The 14,352-nt window shown below is 53.0% G+C and carries 18 protein-coding genes; all 18 read left to right on the plus strand.

Annotated elements, in window-relative coordinates:
• The first annotated feature begins 2 nt into the window (after positions 1 to 2).
• The 18 genes from CLOEV_RS16800 (at position 3) to CLOEV_RS16425 (ending at position 14,351) form a co-directional block, all read left to right on the plus strand.
• Positions 3 to 176 (plus strand): hypothetical protein, encoded by a 174-nt coding sequence (locus CLOEV_RS16800; protein ID WP_156938383.1) that lies wholly within the window; start codon positions 3 to 5, stop codon positions 174 to 176.
• 201 nt (positions 177 to 377) lie between these two features.
• On the plus strand, positions 378 to 590 hold the full coding sequence (locus CLOEV_RS07915; RefSeq protein WP_034443035.1) for a hypothetical protein: 213 nt from the start codon (positions 378 to 380) through the stop codon (positions 588 to 590).
• Positions 587 to 2,149: a phage portal protein gene (locus tag CLOEV_RS07920; RefSeq protein ID WP_169732213.1), complete on the plus strand. Its 1,563-nt coding sequence runs from the start codon at positions 587 to 589 to the stop codon at positions 2,147 to 2,149. Before CLOEV_RS07915 ends, CLOEV_RS07920 begins: the two co-directional genes overlap by 4 nt.
• Positions 2,130 to 4,217 (plus strand): prohead protease/major capsid protein fusion protein, encoded by a 2,088-nt coding sequence (locus CLOEV_RS07925; RefSeq protein ID WP_051484975.1) that lies wholly within the window; start codon positions 2,130 to 2,132, stop codon positions 4,215 to 4,217. Before CLOEV_RS07920 ends, CLOEV_RS07925 begins: the two co-directional genes overlap by 20 nt.
• A gap of 14 nt (positions 4,218 to 4,231) precedes the next feature.
• Positions 4,232 to 4,708 carry a DUF2190 family protein gene (locus CLOEV_RS07930; RefSeq protein WP_034443037.1) on the plus strand — a complete coding sequence of 159 codons (477 nt, stop codon included), beginning with the start codon at positions 4,232 to 4,234 and terminating at the stop codon, positions 4,706 to 4,708.
• A gap of 3 nt (positions 4,709 to 4,711) precedes the next feature.
• Positions 4,712 to 5,035: a hypothetical protein gene (locus CLOEV_RS07935; protein WP_034443041.1), complete on the plus strand. Its 324-nt coding sequence runs from the start codon at positions 4,712 to 4,714 to the stop codon at positions 5,033 to 5,035.
• Entirely contained in the window at positions 5,032 to 5,625 is a 594-nt protein-coding gene (locus CLOEV_RS07940; protein WP_034443043.1) for a hypothetical protein, read from the plus strand. The genes CLOEV_RS07935 and CLOEV_RS07940 overlap by 4 nt, the downstream gene beginning before the upstream one ends.
• Positions 5,626 to 5,632: 7 nt before the next feature.
• Positions 5,633 to 6,220 (plus strand): hypothetical protein, encoded by a 588-nt coding sequence (locus CLOEV_RS07945; protein WP_034443046.1) that lies wholly within the window; start codon positions 5,633 to 5,635, stop codon positions 6,218 to 6,220.
• Positions 6,201 to 6,494: a hypothetical protein gene (locus CLOEV_RS07950; protein ID WP_034443048.1), complete on the plus strand. Its 294-nt coding sequence runs from the start codon at positions 6,201 to 6,203 to the stop codon at positions 6,492 to 6,494. Before CLOEV_RS07945 ends, CLOEV_RS07950 begins: the two co-directional genes overlap by 20 nt.
• Positions 6,495 to 6,498: 4 nt before the next feature.
• On the plus strand, positions 6,499 to 7,977 hold the full coding sequence (locus tag CLOEV_RS07955; RefSeq protein ID WP_034443049.1) for a phage tail sheath family protein: 1,479 nt from the start codon (positions 6,499 to 6,501) through the stop codon (positions 7,975 to 7,977).
• 12 nt (positions 7,978 to 7,989) lie between these two features.
• Positions 7,990 to 8,514 carry a phage major tail tube protein gene (locus CLOEV_RS07960; RefSeq protein ID WP_034443051.1) on the plus strand — a complete coding sequence of 175 codons (525 nt, stop codon included), beginning with the start codon at positions 7,990 to 7,992 and terminating at the stop codon, positions 8,512 to 8,514.
• Positions 8,514 to 8,789, plus strand: a complete 276-nt coding sequence (locus CLOEV_RS07965) for a phage tail assembly protein (RefSeq protein WP_034443053.1) — start codon at positions 8,514 to 8,516, stop codon at positions 8,787 to 8,789. Before CLOEV_RS07960 ends, CLOEV_RS07965 begins: the two co-directional genes overlap by 1 nt.
• A 209-nt stretch (positions 8,790 to 8,998) precedes the next feature.
• A complete protein-coding gene (locus CLOEV_RS16805; protein ID WP_156938384.1) occupies positions 8,999 to 9,136 on the plus strand; it encodes a hypothetical protein in 138 nt (45 codons plus the stop codon).
• Positions 9,137 to 9,177: 41 nt separating this feature from the next.
• Positions 9,178 to 12,246, plus strand: a complete 3,069-nt coding sequence (locus CLOEV_RS07970) for a phage tail tape measure protein (protein WP_034443056.1) — start codon at positions 9,178 to 9,180, stop codon at positions 12,244 to 12,246.
• Between the two features lie 14 nt (positions 12,247 to 12,260).
• The gene (locus CLOEV_RS17530; RefSeq protein WP_410171537.1) at positions 12,261 to 12,452 is read left to right on the plus strand and encodes a tail protein X; all 192 of its coding nucleotides are present in this window, start codon (positions 12,261 to 12,263) and stop codon (positions 12,450 to 12,452) included.
• Position 12,453: 1 nt separating this feature from the next.
• A complete protein-coding gene (locus tag CLOEV_RS07980) occupies positions 12,454 to 13,572 on the plus strand; it encodes a phage late control D family protein (protein WP_034443060.1) in 1,119 nt (372 codons plus the stop codon).
• Positions 13,569 to 14,048 carry a phage baseplate assembly protein V gene (locus tag CLOEV_RS16000; protein WP_051484976.1) on the plus strand — a complete coding sequence of 160 codons (480 nt, stop codon included), beginning with the start codon at positions 13,569 to 13,571 and terminating at the stop codon, positions 14,046 to 14,048. Before CLOEV_RS07980 ends, CLOEV_RS16000 begins: the two co-directional genes overlap by 4 nt.
• A gap of 9 nt (positions 14,049 to 14,057) precedes the next feature.
• Positions 14,058 to 14,351 (plus strand): PAAR domain-containing protein, encoded by a 294-nt coding sequence (locus CLOEV_RS16425; protein WP_034443062.1) that lies wholly within the window; start codon positions 14,058 to 14,060, stop codon positions 14,349 to 14,351.
• Position 14,352: the final 1 nt, after the last annotated feature.

Genomic DNA, 14,352 nt, shown 5'->3' on the forward strand with positions numbered 1-14,352 from the left:
TTGTGAAAGATGAAAAACGCCAGATCATATTCTCAATCATTACGGATAAAAACACGGGTGAGACGCATCTGCAAATCCCTGAGAAAAAAGGGCTTTTACTTAATCGCGAAAATTCTTTGAATTTGATTTCTCGTCTCAGCGATCATGTAATCCAATTGAAGAGTCAATCTCAATAGCCTTATTTGAGGGAATTTTCTGGTATCCGTAGGTGCGAAGAAATTCGTCAACAAGGAACTGTGCTTCGCTTTCAGAAACTTTGCGATAGGCATAAATATCAAACGTGGTGTCCAAGTCAATATAACTAATCCTTGTGACAACTTTATTTCCAGACATGTTAATCACCCCACGCTAATTATAACGTTTAAAGGAGGCCCGTCATGCGAACAATTGAAGAGATAGAAGTCGAGCTTGGCGAAGTGAGCGCCGCAATTCGCGCCATCGTAACGGGAGCGCAAAGCTATGACCTTGGTACGCGGTCGGTAACCAAGGCCGATTTATCACAACTAAGAGCTTTGCGGGCAGAGTTGATGTCCGAGCTTGGCGACGCCGAGGGAGGCGGCGTGCGGTTGATAACATGGGCGGGAAGATGAACGAACAACTGACCTTGCTTGACAGGCTGATAGGCTGGCTTTCGCCGGAGGCGGGCGTAAGGCGCGCCGAATTTCGTATGGAGATGCGCAGCTATGACGCCGCCCGCATTGACCCGCAGGGCGGCAACTGGTTTCCGATAAACACCACTCCCGAGCAGACCGACGCCCCACACCGCAATCTGGTCCGCGCCCGTATGCGTGACCTTGAGCGTAACGGAGACGTCACGGAGGGCGTCATCGGCGCGATGCTACGCAACGTAATCGGCACCGGATTTGTGCTTGAAGCCCAAGTTTGCAGCGCCCGCGGCAAGACGCTGGACGTCATAAACGACCGAATCGAAGAAATATGGAAGGAGTGGTCTTTGGCCGAAAACTGCGATGTAACGGGAGACAGCTCATTTTCGGAAATATTAGAGATGGTCATGCGCCGGCACGCCATTGACGGGGAAATATTCATCGTTAAGGTGGTCGACCCTGACGGGTATCTGCCTTTTAAACTCCAGCTGCTGGAGCCCGACATGCTGGCCTGTGACAGGTTTCAGTATGGAGCTAATTATGTGTTCGGCGGTATCGAAGTCGACAAGTATATGAAAGCCGTAGCTTATCACTTTCGGCCAGACCCGCTGCCATATTTCCGCGACCAGACGATCGTCCGTATTCCGCGCGAGAATGTGATCCATATTTTCACCAAAAAACGCCCGCAGCAGACACGCAGCTTATCAGATATGGCCGTCTGCACGGAGCGCGTGCGCAATATACAGGAATATATTGGCAACGAACTTGAAGCGGCCCGCAACGCGGCGGCTATCACCGCATTTGTCGTCAAGGAGAAGGGGGCATCCGGCCCCGGAATAGGCAACCCCGTCGGCGGCAAAGGCGACAAAACCAAACGCTATGAAGAGATTCGGCGCGGACAATACAACGTGCTCAGCAAGAATGACGATATTAGATTCCCCACGCTGGGACGGCCGAACGTCAACGCCGCCGGTTTCACCTCGTTTCTCATCCGCCTGATCGCCATGGCTTGCGGCCTCAGCTATGAGACTGTTTCGCGCGACATGTCGCAGGTCAACTATTCCTCGCACCGCGGCGGCCAGCTTGAGGACCGGAAGACATACACGAAGATGCAGAAGAGGCTTGTCGCCAAACTCTGTGATCGCGTGTACGAATGGTTTCTTGAGGCGGCCGTCATGTCCGGCAAACTGGCGCTGCCGAGGTATTTCGAGGACGAGCGCGCGCGGCGCAGATACGCGGCCCATAAATGGAGCACTCCCGGATGGAAGTGGGTAGACCCGCAGAAGGAAGCCTCCGGCATGGAAAAGATGCTCGCTCTTGGCATTACGACACTCTCGGATATTTGCGGCGAGCAGGGCAAGGATTATTACGAGGTTATGAAGCAGCGTAAAAAAGAGATTGACGAGGCTCGCGAGCTAGGCATTGAACTGCCCTGGTTTTCAGGCAAGGAATCCACGTCTGCCGAGGAATACAACAAGCTCATGAACGAAGAGGACAATCCACCGTCAAAAAAGGAGGGTGAAAATGAAGAAGAAACCAGTTAAACCCGCCGCCACCCGCACGGCATATTTTTCTCCGTCGCAGACGCATCAGCGGGAACTTAGATTTGAGGCGTCGGCGGATGAGGGCTCGCGGTCAATCGAGCTCTCTTTTTCGTCGGACTGCGGCCTGCGGCAATATGATTTTTGGACCGGCGGATGGTATTCGGAGGTCCTCGACCACAGCGAAGAGGCAGTGGACCTTTCCAGGCTAAGCGAGATCGGCGTGGCTCTGTTCAACCATGACGCAGATCGCGTGATCGGCCGCCTTGAGGACGTCCGCATAGACCGCGAGTCAAGGAAGGGCAAATGCCGCGTCTTGTTTGACGAAGACGAACGGTCGGATGAGATATTCCAGAAGGTGAAATCCGGCACGCTGAGAGGCGTTTCCGTCGGCTTCCGCGTATATCAATGGGAGGAGGTCCCCGCCGACGGAGTGTCCCGCGAAGGCATCGAAGGGCCGGCGTGGATCGCCCGCAGGTGGGAGCCATACGAGATAAGCATTGTAAGTTGTCCGGCCGACAAGACGGTAGGAATAGGCAGAAGTATCAATAACAACGAAGAAAGGGATGATTCAGCAGTGAATGAATTTCGTGAACAGATATTAGGGACTTTTAGGGATTTGGCGGCGAAGAAGATTCAGCGGGCCGCTTTTGAGGAAACAATCCGCAGCATACTTGCGGGTGTTGATGACGAAGAGGCGCCGGAGGCTATGCGGTTCGTCAAAGAGATGAGAGAGGCCGCAGGGCTTGAAGCGCAGCCTGAGCCTCAGCAGAGCGGCAATAACGGCGTGAATCTTGAAGCGGAAAGAGCACGGGCGACGGAAATAATGGCTATCTGCGGCAAGTACCATGTCCCGCAGGAAGAGGCGGCCCGGTATGTCAGCGAAGGGTTGTCTGTCGAGGCCGTTTGCCGCAGCATTCTGACAGCACAGGCGGAAGGGACTTCCGGAGTCAGCACCGGACGCAGCGTAAGCATTGGCGAAGATGGGCGGGAAAAATTCCGCAGCGCCGCCCGAGACGGCCTGAGAATGCGGCTTGGCAAGCGTTCCGATAAATTCGCGCCCGGCGCGGAAGACTTCAGGGGCATAAAGCTTTCCAACCTCGCGCGTGAATGCGTGGAAAGAAACGGCGAGAGCGTTTCCTACCGAGACAACGAAGATGATATCGCAAAGCGCGCTTTTGCCACGTCGGACTTCCCCATCATCATGACGGACCTTGCGAGAGTGACGCTGCTTGACGCGTATAACGAGGCCCCGACGACATGGCAGCGTTGGTGCGGAACCGGCAGCGCCAGTGATTTCAAGGAGCAACACAAGGTCCGTTTCGGCGAAATGCCGCTGCTTGAGCCTATTCTTGAGGGCGGCGAGTATAAGATGGCCGACCTGATGGAGACAAAAGACTCTTTCAGCATCGGCACGTTCGGGAAAAAATTCGCGCTGACCCGCAAGGCTATCATCAATGACGAACTCGGCGCTTTTGCCAGAATCCCGCAGCTTTTCGGCAGCGCTTCGGCCCGCACGATAGAGCAGACGGTCTATAAGCTGCTTTTCTCAAACCCCGTAATTGGCGAAGACGGCAAAACGCTCTTCCATGCCAATCACGGCAACCTTGCCGGGACAGCCTCCGCGCTGGGGATAGCGTCACTATCTGCCGCCAGAATTGCGATGCGCAGGCAGACGGGGCTCCGCAAGGATGCAGAAAACAAGGTGCAGCTGAATTTGACGCCAAAATACTTGCTGATTTCGCCGGAGCTTGAGACACTGGCGCGCCAGATACTCTACAGCGACACCGATATTACGGCGACAAACCCGGGCGTGATAAACCCGTTCAAGGGCGTTTTCGAGCCGGTGGTCATACCGCACATAACCGATTGGAGTTGGTATCTTGCGGCGTCGGCGTCTGAGATCGACACGGTGGAAGTAGCATTTTTGAACGGACAGCAGAGTCCGACAATCGAGCAGATGCCGGGATGGAATACCGACGGCATGGAGTATAAGGTGCGCGTCGATTTCGGCGTCTGGTGCTACGAATATCGCGGCATGTACAAAAACGCCGGCGCGCAGCCCGCGTAAGGAGGTATATATAAATGAGCAGACAGGCAATACCCGTACAGCGCGGGGAATCGATAGACTATAAAAACAGCGGAGAGAATAAGATAAACGTCGGCGATGTCGTCGTTTTCGCCAATATGTGCGGTATCGCGGAAACAGACATAGACCCCGGGGAAAGCGGCGCGGTGCGGCTTGACCAGGCGTGGGAGCTTGGAGCCGTAACGGGATCGGAATTCGCGGTCGGCGATATTGTGTACTGGAATCCCACCAACGAATACGCGACCAAGACGCCGACGAATAATACCTTGCTTGGTATTGTCATCGCGCCCAAGGCGGCATCGGCGGCAAGGTGCCGCGTAAAGATCGGTGTACTCTGCGCTGCGGTAACAAGCAATCCCGTGGCCGACCCCACAAAAATATTGGAGCACAGTCACAACACGACAACCGGCGCGGTGGAGCTTGCCACAGCTGCTGCAGGGTGGTCTGTGGAACCCGTGCCGTCAGGCAACTAAATCATGTCCCTGCGGGATATGATCGAGGCCGATATCGACTCTGTATTTCTCAGTCATACCGATTTCGCGGAAACCATCGCTCTTGACGGCATATCAATATCAGGCGTTATCGAAGAGATATCGCCTGCGGCGGCAGCACAAGACCAGAAATATGAGGGGACGTTCGCGCGTTCCCTCTATATTTTTGTGAAGTCGCTGCCCGTGCCGCCAACCACAGGCCGGCGAGTGGTGCTGACGCGCGCCGGGACCGATGAAAGGTGGACGGTAGAAGAAATAATCGAGACCAACGGCATGATGCGGATACGGCTTAAGGCGGTGGAATCATGATAGAGACAGAGATTCGCGGTCTGGACGATATAAAAAAATATCTTGAAGCGATACCCGACGAGGCCGAATCTGTATTGCGGCAGAGCGTGAATAAGGCCGTTCAGATAGCCCACCGCGAGGCGTTGATACAGATATCTCGCCGCTACACGATAAGCATGCAGAACGTTGAGAAGGAATTTAAAGAAATTAGCGCGAAGGGCGGCAGTATCGCGGCAAGGCTGGAAAGCCGGGGCCGCCCGCGCGGAGCCATGAACTTCAATGTCAGTCCGAAGGAAGGAAACCCCTCCCCTGCTTGGACCTCAAAACGCGGATACGCGACGGAGATCCTCCGCGGACAATTTGAAGATGTCAGCAGCGATTATTTTTGGATTCAATTAAAAGGTGGACATGTTCATCTTGCCCGCAGAAGTAAAGAAAAGAAAAGTGTAAACGGGAAAGAAGTGTCTGTAAATCGCTATCGTGTATTCCGGACGGTTTCTACGCCGCAGATGCTTGGCAACGAGGAGGTATCCGAAAAGGTGACGGAGGTCACAAAAGCCGCCCTTGAGAATATTTTCAGCGCGGCGATGGAACGCCGGCTTACGAGGTAATAATCTCATGATTGAGCTGCTTTTTGCATTGCGATCCTTTTGCCTCGATGCGTTAAAGGACCTAAGTCTTTCGAGCAAAGCTCGCGGACGCGGCGATCTGCCGGCTTTTAAGGGGTTTATCGGCGAGATCCCCGGCGACGGAAAAAAACCGGATTCCAGCGAGTTCCCGCTCCTGATTTTCCGGTTAATCGACTTTGACGACCCCGCTGATTTGCCGAACTCCACTCTGACGCTGCGCATCATCGCCGGCGTATACAACGAAGAGGAGAACAACGGCGACAAATGCAGCCCTGGCTATCACGATTTGCTTAACGCGCTTGAACGGCTGCGCCACGCGCTCTTAAAAACACGGCGTATCGGCGGCCGGTGGATGCGCGTAAACAAATTACAGGGCGGCCCGTTTGACATACAGGCATACCCGTATTGGTTCGGCGACATCATCGTACAGTACGATGAGCGTCAAACCACGGAAGAATTCAGCATAGAGGAGGAAATAGATAACTATGGCAGCGCGTATGGAAACGACGAAACAAGCAACTGGCGATACCCAGCTGATAGCCCAGACCGAACCGACGATGAACGTCTCACAAGATGAGGCTGAACTGGGAAAGTATAGTTTTAAGGGGCCGAGGATTTATGTCGGGCCGAATGTGCGTACAAAAGGGCTCCACTTTGGCTCCGGCTTCCGCGATGGTTTGCCAAGAGCGGTGGCGGAACTCTGCTCCAAATGCCCTGAGATATTCGAGCTCTTTGTGGAGCCCGCCCACCTGATGGAGTTTCGCGAAAAGATGGCCAGAAAAGGCACCGCAGAGCATCAGGCGCTTTTAACAGCATCGAAATTCCTGACACAAAACCCAAAGGAGGTATAAATAGATGGCATTTTTCCACGGCGTAAAGACGACCGAATCACCGACAAGCATCATCCCCGCCGCTCCATGCGAAGCGGCAATGCCGGTCTATTTCGGCACGGCACCGGTGCACCGCACGGCGGCGCTAAAGAACAAGATAAACTACCCTATCCTTTGCAACGCCTATGACGATGCTGTAGCAGCCCTGGGGTACAGTGCGGATTGGAAAAAGTGGACGCTTTGCGAGAACATATACGCCGAATTCGCCCTGTTTGCGATGAAGCCCTGCATATTCGTGAATGTTTTCGACCCGTCTATACATAAAACGAGCGTAGCGTCCGAATCGCTGACATTGTCAAAAGGAGAGTCGAAGCTCGCGAACACGGACGCGGTCCTCTCCTCCGTCGTCGTTAAGGACGCGCAGGGGCAGACAGCCTACGTACTCGGCACTGACTATACCGCCAGTTACGATGTCGACTACAATGTAGTTATTGCCAGGAAGTCGACCGGCAGCATCTCATCCGACACGGCGGAGCTCAAGGTTAGCTACGACTACGCAGACCCCACCAAGGTAGACAAAGACGATATCATCGGCGGTATCAACGCCGCCACCGGCGACGAAGAGGGGCTCGAAGTGATCGAAAGAGTCTACCCCATTACTCGCAAGGTTCCGGGGCTGATCGTCGCCACGGGATGGAGCCACGACGTGGAGGTCGCCGCCGTGATGGCCGCCAAGGCGTGGAACATCAACACGCTGTTCAAGGCGTTGGCAATAATAGACATACCCGTGACCGGCACCGGCGCGCCGGAGCTCTATACCGACGTGCCGGCGTACAAGGCAAGTAAGAATCTAGTCGACGATCTGCAGCATGCCCTTTGGCCGATGCTGCGCCTCGGCGAGACCGAATACCGCTACAGCTCGCAGTTTGCGGCGTTAATCCAGTGGACGACACACCATAAGGGCAAAGACATCCCCTACGTCTCGCCCTCGAACCAGAACATCAAATGCGACAGCCTGATATCCGGCGCGGAAAACGCCCGCAAAGAGGTGTCCATGTCGCTTGCGAAGGTAAACTACCTCAACGAAAACGGCATCACTACGGCGCTGAACTTCTCCAAAGGCTGGACCGCCTGGGGCAACCGCAACGCCTGTTATCCGGGCAGCACAGACACGAAAGACGTGTTCATCACCAACCGCCTCATGTTCAACTGGCTGCAGGCGGAGTTCATCCTTACCTTCTGGCAGAAAGTTGACGCCCCGATCACGCGCCGCCTCATCGAGACGATCGTCGACAGCTTCAACGACAGGCTCAACGGTCTCACGGCGCAGGAGGCGATCCTCGGCGGGCGCATCGAGTTCAGAAAGCAAGACAACCCCGTATCAAGCCTCATCGACGGGAAGATCAAGTTCAAAATATACCTTACACCGCCACCGCCCGCGGAAAGCATTGAAGGTGATTTTGAACTGGACCCGGACTACCTTGACGTGCTATTTGGCGAATAGGAGGAATAAGAGATGATAGGAATACCTGAAAAACTGGTAAACGCTCGCGTTTTCAAAAACGGCAGCCAATTCCTTGGTGTAGCGAATATTGACCTGCCACAGTTGCAGGCGATGACCACCAGTATAAAAGGCAGCGGTATCTCTGGCGAAGTTGATTCGGTGGTGACGGGGCACTACCAATCCATGCAGATGAAAATCCAGTTCCGCACACCCACAGACGCAAGCCTTGAGCTTTCTGCGCCAATAGCCCACGAGCTGGACTTTAGGGCGTCGCTCGACGTATCGGAGCCAAGGACTGGGCTACGAACAATATCGGGGATAAAGGTCTGGGTGAAGGGCACGCCAAAGTCAAACGGCCTTGGTAAATTCGAACCAGGAGCCACGATGGACAGCGAAGTCGAGCTTGAAGTGTTGGCTTTGGGCGTGTGGATAGACGGCGAGGAATGCGTCTATCTGGATAAGTTCAATTATATTTGTCGCGTGGCCGGCGTCGATTATCTCACCGCAGCCAGAGCGGCGGAAGGAGTAGGAGATTAATGGAGATAAAGCTCTCAAAAGAAATGGAATTTGAGGGGAAAAAATATGAGGCGCTCGACCTCGACCTAGATGCTCTTACTGGCAGGGATCTGATCAACGCGGAAAAAGAGGCGTCAGTGATGTTGTTCCGCCCCGCAACGGATATCGATAAGACATATCAGGTATGCGTCGCCGCGTTGGCCTGCAGGGTCCCCTCCGATATGCTAATGTCTTTACCTGGCAGAGATTTCTCAAAGATAACTTCCGAGGTGCAAAATTTTTTGCTCGGAGTCTAGGCTCGCAGCCGGGGCAGACAGTACGGGAGATCTGTGTCGCCTTAAACAAAGCGACACAGACTCCAATATCATTCTGGATAGAGATGTCTCCGCTGGAATGGGAGCATTGGGCTGACGCTATCCATAAAATCTCGAAACAGTCAGAAAAGCGCTGATTGCGAAAATAAGTTTATCTTCTATGGTATAATGAAACAAAAGGAGGCGGGAACATGATTCGACGTTACGATAACGATGAAGAAAACATCCATATTGAATACGATGAAACGCGCGATCGCATGATCGAGTGGGTCGCCCTTATTGTGGTTTTCTTGGCAATAGGGACAGTTCTCGCGCTTGTTTTTTCCTGATTTTTCAACGGTGACCGCCGCCCGCAAGGGCGGCTTTTTTATTGCGAGGTGACATGATGCCAGGGAAGGAATTAGAGCTATCCATCGCCATAGGCGGCTATCTGTATCCGCAACTTGGCAAAAGCATAAATAGAGCAAAAAAGGACCTTGACGCACTTGGAGTACAGGGAACCGAAACACAAAAAAAGCTTGAAGCCATCGGAACACTGAACCGCAATCAAATGGCCATGGAATCCCAAACTAAGAAACTCAAGGAAGCTATCCGCAAGCTGAACACCGCAAATGAAGAACTGGCGAATTCGGATAAAAAGAACGAATCATCGCAAACAAAACTGACGCGCAAACGCGATGAAGCAGCTGCAAAAGTAGCCCAACTAACAAAGAAAACACGGGATCTGTCGAACGCCAATCAGGAATATAAAAAGAGAGTAGAGGCTCTCTACGGCCCCATAGGCAAACTAAAGGCGTCGGAGGACGCGTTGCGCACATCAAAAGAAAAGATGATCCGGCTACAACTAAGGCAAGCGGATCTTGATGCCGCACGCGAAAAACGCACACAGCGGATGTACGCCGCGCAGATGCGTATTACAGCCGCAACAAGGATCGCCTCCGTAATGCAAGGACCTGTGCGACAAGCAATGGAAGGTGAGGATCTAAATTTCAGGCTCGGAACCGTAATAAACGTGCCCGAAAAACACAAAAAAGAAGCGCTCCGCAAAGCTAGGGGGATTGGCGCGGAGCTTGCTAAAGCAGGATACGCAAGTTACGCGGAAACACAAGACATACAGTATGCTCTAAATTCCGCAGGATTGACTGCATCTCTGGCAAGAAGCGCTACAAAAACCGTAGCCTCTGTATCTAAGGTCACCAATGGCAGCATGGAACAAGTGAGCGAAGTAATGGCTACAGCATATAACAATTTGGGCACCAGATTGAATGGCAGTGATGAACAAAAATTTTCGCGCATAGGAGATTTGCTCGCAAAAATTCAGTTTAAGTACCAGATTAGGGACTTCGGCCAACTTGGCGAAAGCATGAAAAGAGGGTCCGTCGCCATAAGCCAATATAACGCCCAGCTTGAACAATCCCTCACCGCAATTGGCTTGCTAAACAGCGCCGGGCTTCAGGGCGGAGAAGCCGGAACGGCATATTACGCGATGCTAAAAGGCTTCATGAAGACGGCGCAGGATATCCCTAGCGTCCTCAAAAAGACCAAAAGCGGCGAATTGGATGTGGTCGCTTCGCTGAAAGAATTGATGCGCGGTACGTCAAAAATGTCAGAAATTGACAGAGCGCAGTTTATGACGGAAAAGTTCGGCGATGAAGGCGCTAAAGCGCTTGTGCCCCTGATGGACAAGATAAAGGAATTGGAGGATGGCTACAAAGACGTAGAAAAATCATCCCAAAATATTGTTGCCAAAAATATGGATGATTACTTGAAACTTACCTCCACAAGACTAAACGCAGCCAAAGAGTCCGCCTATGCGCTTGCAAGGTCGCTGGGCGGCGCGCTTGCTCCAAGTGCCATCACACTTTTTAATTTTCTCGGCAAGGTCGCTGACAAAATAGGCTTTTTTGCGGATAAGTACCCAATGCTGACCAAGGTAATCGTATTCAGTGCCGCCGCGCTGGTCGGAGTGAACCTCCTTGCTGCCAGCGTGCTGTATCTTGCCTCCGGGTTTAGCACGCTGACAACGGCAATTGGCGGCAGTATCCAGTTTGGGAGGCTTTTTAAAAGCGCCCTCGACGGCGTTGAAGTCTCGGCTGCGAAAGGCGGCAAAGCGGCAACTCGCCTTGCAAAAATATGGAAGGGCCTGCGAAACCCAGGAAGCCTCGCCCTGAAAGTTAAAAACAGCAAAGTGGGCGATATTGCAGGCAAGACATTTGCCTTGAGTAAAAATGCGGCAACAAAGACATGGCTGTATCTTAAAAATGTGAAATGGGATGCCGTATTTCTAAAAGCGAGAGCAGCCTTTAGCTTCGTGGGGAAAATGGCCGTGTCTCTGGGCCGGCAAGTTGTGTCTGTTGCAGCCCAAACGGCGTCTTTGGTTCGTGGAAAAATCGGGCTGCTAATAAACTTTATAAAAGCTATCCGCTGGGGTGCCGCTATTGGCAAAATGAAAAGCGCTTTTATCGGCGGCAAGGCGATCATCGGCGGCATCGGCAAGGCGATGCTGGCGATGATGACAGGGCCGCATGGGCTCATGATTGCCGGCATCGTGGCTGGCGCAATCGCTATCGGAGCGGCGGCATACCTCATATACAAGAACTGGAGCAAAATAAAGGTGTTTTTCTCGGACCTCTGGAAACGTTTTGCCGAAAAGTTCCCTTGGGTGGCGGGCATCATCAAAGGCGCAGCCATGGTTATAGGCGGCGCACTCGATGTTATATGGGGTGCTCTTAAGAAAATATGGGAATGGGGCTCAAAGGCGCTGCAATTCTTAGGCTTTGGGGGAGGGACTCCCAAAGCGCCATCGGGCACTGCTGTCACAGGTAAGATGAAAGCATCTAAAACAAGCCGAAAGATGCCGAAGATGGCTAAGGGCGGATACGTGTCGAAACCAACCGTAGCGCTGGTAGGCGAAGCCGGAGACGAAATAATTGTACCCGTAACAGACCGAAGGTATGGAATCCAGAGGCTCGCGGAGGCCGCAGCGCATCTTGGCTTCCACATCGCCCCGGTACAAAACGGAGCCGTCGAAGGGCACGGCAGGCCAGCAATGCAGGCGTTGAGAGAAAAGACGCCAATATCCAAAATCGCAGCAGTAACGAAACATATTACCGTTCGCAACCTAGGCTCTGGCAACAACGAAACAACAAACAAAAGTAGTTTTGCCGAGCTGATATACAACATTACACAAAAGCTGATATCCGAACCCGCGGTAAGCAAGAAGAGCGATATCATAGAGAAATTACAGAATCCTCACTTAGGAGCAAAGGCGGAGGCTATTGGCGACAAAGCTGCTCCCAAAATAACATATGCCCCGAATTACACTTTTTATGGCCCAGACAGAGAAAACCTCGTTGACGTCCTGAGGGAAGACAAAAAACGATTTAAGAGGTTGTTAGAAGAAATAATGCACGATAAAGAGCGGGTGAATTTCGCATGAGAACCATTACAACAATGAGCGGAGATACGTGGGATGTAATTGCATGGCGCATATGGGGCGACGGCGCTGACCAAGGCCACATGGCGGATCTCATCGGGGCCAACCAGCAGCATGTGCAGACAGCAATGTTCCCAGGGAATGTGACGCTGGCAGTACCGGAAATAACGGAAGAAGAGCCGGCATCGGTCCCGCCGTGGAGGCAGTGAGATGCCGGAAGTGAAAAAAAATGACAAGGCACGCCGGGCGCGCCTTGAGATAACAATCGCGGGGGCTGATATCACGAAGGATATCGCCCCTTTTCTTGTCTCTTTTAGCTATGAAGATAACCGCAGCGGCGAAGCCGACTCCATCTCCGTAACGCTAGAAGACAGAGACGGGCGCTTTCGCGGCGACTGGTTCCCGAAGAAAAATTCTACGGTCACGGCGGCTATAAAAGTATCTGATTGGGAAAAAAACGGCGATAGCCAAATCCTGAAATGTGGAACTTTTGAACTCGACGAAATAGAGGCAACGCAAGGCTCATTAACGATGAAAGGGGTATCCACCCCGATCACCGCGGGGGGCCGCCGCGAGAAAATAACGCGAACATGGGAAAAGGCGTATTTGAAGACCGTTGCCCAGGATGTGGCGAAAAAGGCCGGCTTGGAGCTGAATTATACGGCTGTAGATAATCCATATTTCGGGAGAATAGACCAGAAGCAGGAGTCTTCGTTGGAGTTCCTTTCCCGGATTGTACATAAAGCGGGATTGGCAATCAAAATTGTGCACGGTAAAGTGGCGATATACAACGAGGTTGACGCAGAAAAGGAGGAGGCCGCGTTCACCATAGTACGCACAGGCGGCTATGTAACAGATTGGAATTTTCGCACGCAGTCCGTGGATACGTATAAATCATGCGAAGTCAGCTATTTTGACCCGAAAACCAAGGTCACATTCACGGGCACAGCTACATCTTCCGGCGAGAATGACCCCAGCGGACAAGTGCTGCGAATTAGCAATGAACGAGTCGAAAGCAATGCCGAGGCAATAAAACTCGCCGAGAAAAAACTGCGCGATTCCAACAAGCGTGAAGCGACCGGACATCTGGACTGCGTGGGCAATACCCTCATGCTCGATGGCATGGTTATAGCCGTCTCCGGTTTCGGCACTTTTGACGGCAAATATCGCATCGCAAAATCAACACACTCCATAGATAGCAGCGGCTATACAACCGCTGTAGACCTGGAATCAGGTCCGCCATCCGTGCGGGCCGGAGGTAAAGGCGAGAAAAAAGCGGACAAAAAGAAGAAGGGCAAGAAGGATTGGAGTAAATACTGGAAGGAGTGAGAACCACGGCCAACTACGAAGACCTGTTTCGCATCGGCGAAATTTCCGCCGTATACCCCGAGCGACATCGCGTTCGCGTAAAATTTGCCGACAAAGACGGGCTTGTATCTGATGAGCTGCCGGTGCTCGTCGTCGGCTCGCTCAAAAACAAAGCGCAATGCCTCCCCGACGAGGGCGAACTTGTGCTTTGCGCTTTTCTGCCCAGCGGCGAAGAGGCGGGCTTCGTGCTCGGGTCATTTTACTCGGAGGCGGATCTGCCTCTGTCAAACGACCGCGATGAATATGTCCTGAAAATTCCCGGTGGCGGTTGTATCGCCATGCATCGAAAAAATCACACGATCACTCTGGTCGATTATCACGGGTCAAAGATGGTGTGGAAAAACGGCAACATCACGCTAAAAAGCGCGGCGAATATCTATCTCAATCCAGACGGCGACGTGCCAGTGCCGGCGCACATCTCGGCGCAGTTTGATTAGGCAGAAAAGATGCCAGCACTGACAAGACAGGGCGACAACTGCACGGGGCACGACGATTGCCCTCCGCGTCCGCTTGCCACTGGAAGCCCAAACGTATTCGTGAACGGTCGCCCAGCCGGGCGAGTAAATGCTGATCAGTACGAAAACCACGGGTGCTTCGCCCATGCTTCCCACAGCGCCGTGATAGCATCCGGCAGCAGCAATACTTTTATCAACGGCTTCCCCGCTGGGCGCATCGGCGACCCCGTAAGCTGCGGCGGCAGTGTTGCCGTGGGCAGCCCAAACGTATTTGTAGGAGGGTGAT

This window comes from Cloacibacillus evryensis DSM 19522 (assembly GCF_000585335.1).
GTDB lineage: Bacteria > Synergistota > Synergistia > Synergistales > Synergistaceae > Cloacibacillus > Cloacibacillus evryensis.

Coding starts and splice junctions, on each gene's coding strand:
- CLOEV_RS16805 (WP_156938384.1), top strand. CDS start 8,999: ATGATTCGACGTTACGATAACGATGAAGAAAACATCCATATTGAATAC.
- CLOEV_RS16425 (WP_034443062.1), top strand. CDS start 14,058: ATGCCAGCACTGACAAGACAGGGCGACAACTGCACGGGGCACGACGAT.
- CLOEV_RS07935 (WP_034443041.1), top strand. CDS start 4,712: ATGTCCCTGCGGGATATGATCGAGGCCGATATCGACTCTGTATTTCTC.
- CLOEV_RS07955 (WP_034443049.1), top strand. CDS start 6,499: ATGGCATTTTTCCACGGCGTAAAGACGACCGAATCACCGACAAGCATC.
- CLOEV_RS07965 (WP_034443053.1), top strand. CDS start 8,514: ATGGAGATAAAGCTCTCAAAAGAAATGGAATTTGAGGGGAAAAAATAT.
- CLOEV_RS07945 (WP_034443046.1), top strand. CDS start 5,633: ATGATTGAGCTGCTTTTTGCATTGCGATCCTTTTGCCTCGATGCGTTA.
- CLOEV_RS07960 (WP_034443051.1), top strand. CDS start 7,990: ATGATAGGAATACCTGAAAAACTGGTAAACGCTCGCGTTTTCAAAAAC.
- CLOEV_RS07925 (WP_051484975.1), top strand. CDS start 2,130: ATGAAGAAGAAACCAGTTAAACCCGCCGCCACCCGCACGGCATATTTT.
- CLOEV_RS07930 (WP_034443037.1), top strand. CDS start 4,232: ATGAGCAGACAGGCAATACCCGTACAGCGCGGGGAATCGATAGACTAT.
- CLOEV_RS07915 (WP_034443035.1), top strand. CDS start 378: ATGCGAACAATTGAAGAGATAGAAGTCGAGCTTGGCGAAGTGAGCGCC.
- CLOEV_RS17530 (WP_410171537.1), top strand. CDS start 12,261: ATGAGCGGAGATACGTGGGATGTAATTGCATGGCGCATATGGGGCGAC.
- CLOEV_RS07980 (WP_034443060.1), top strand. CDS start 12,454: ATGCCGGAAGTGAAAAAAAATGACAAGGCACGCCGGGCGCGCCTTGAG.
- CLOEV_RS07940 (WP_034443043.1), top strand. CDS start 5,032: ATGATAGAGACAGAGATTCGCGGTCTGGACGATATAAAAAAATATCTT.
- CLOEV_RS07920 (WP_169732213.1), top strand. CDS start 587: ATGAACGAACAACTGACCTTGCTTGACAGGCTGATAGGCTGGCTTTCG.
- CLOEV_RS07950 (WP_034443048.1), top strand. CDS start 6,201: ATGAACGTCTCACAAGATGAGGCTGAACTGGGAAAGTATAGTTTTAAG.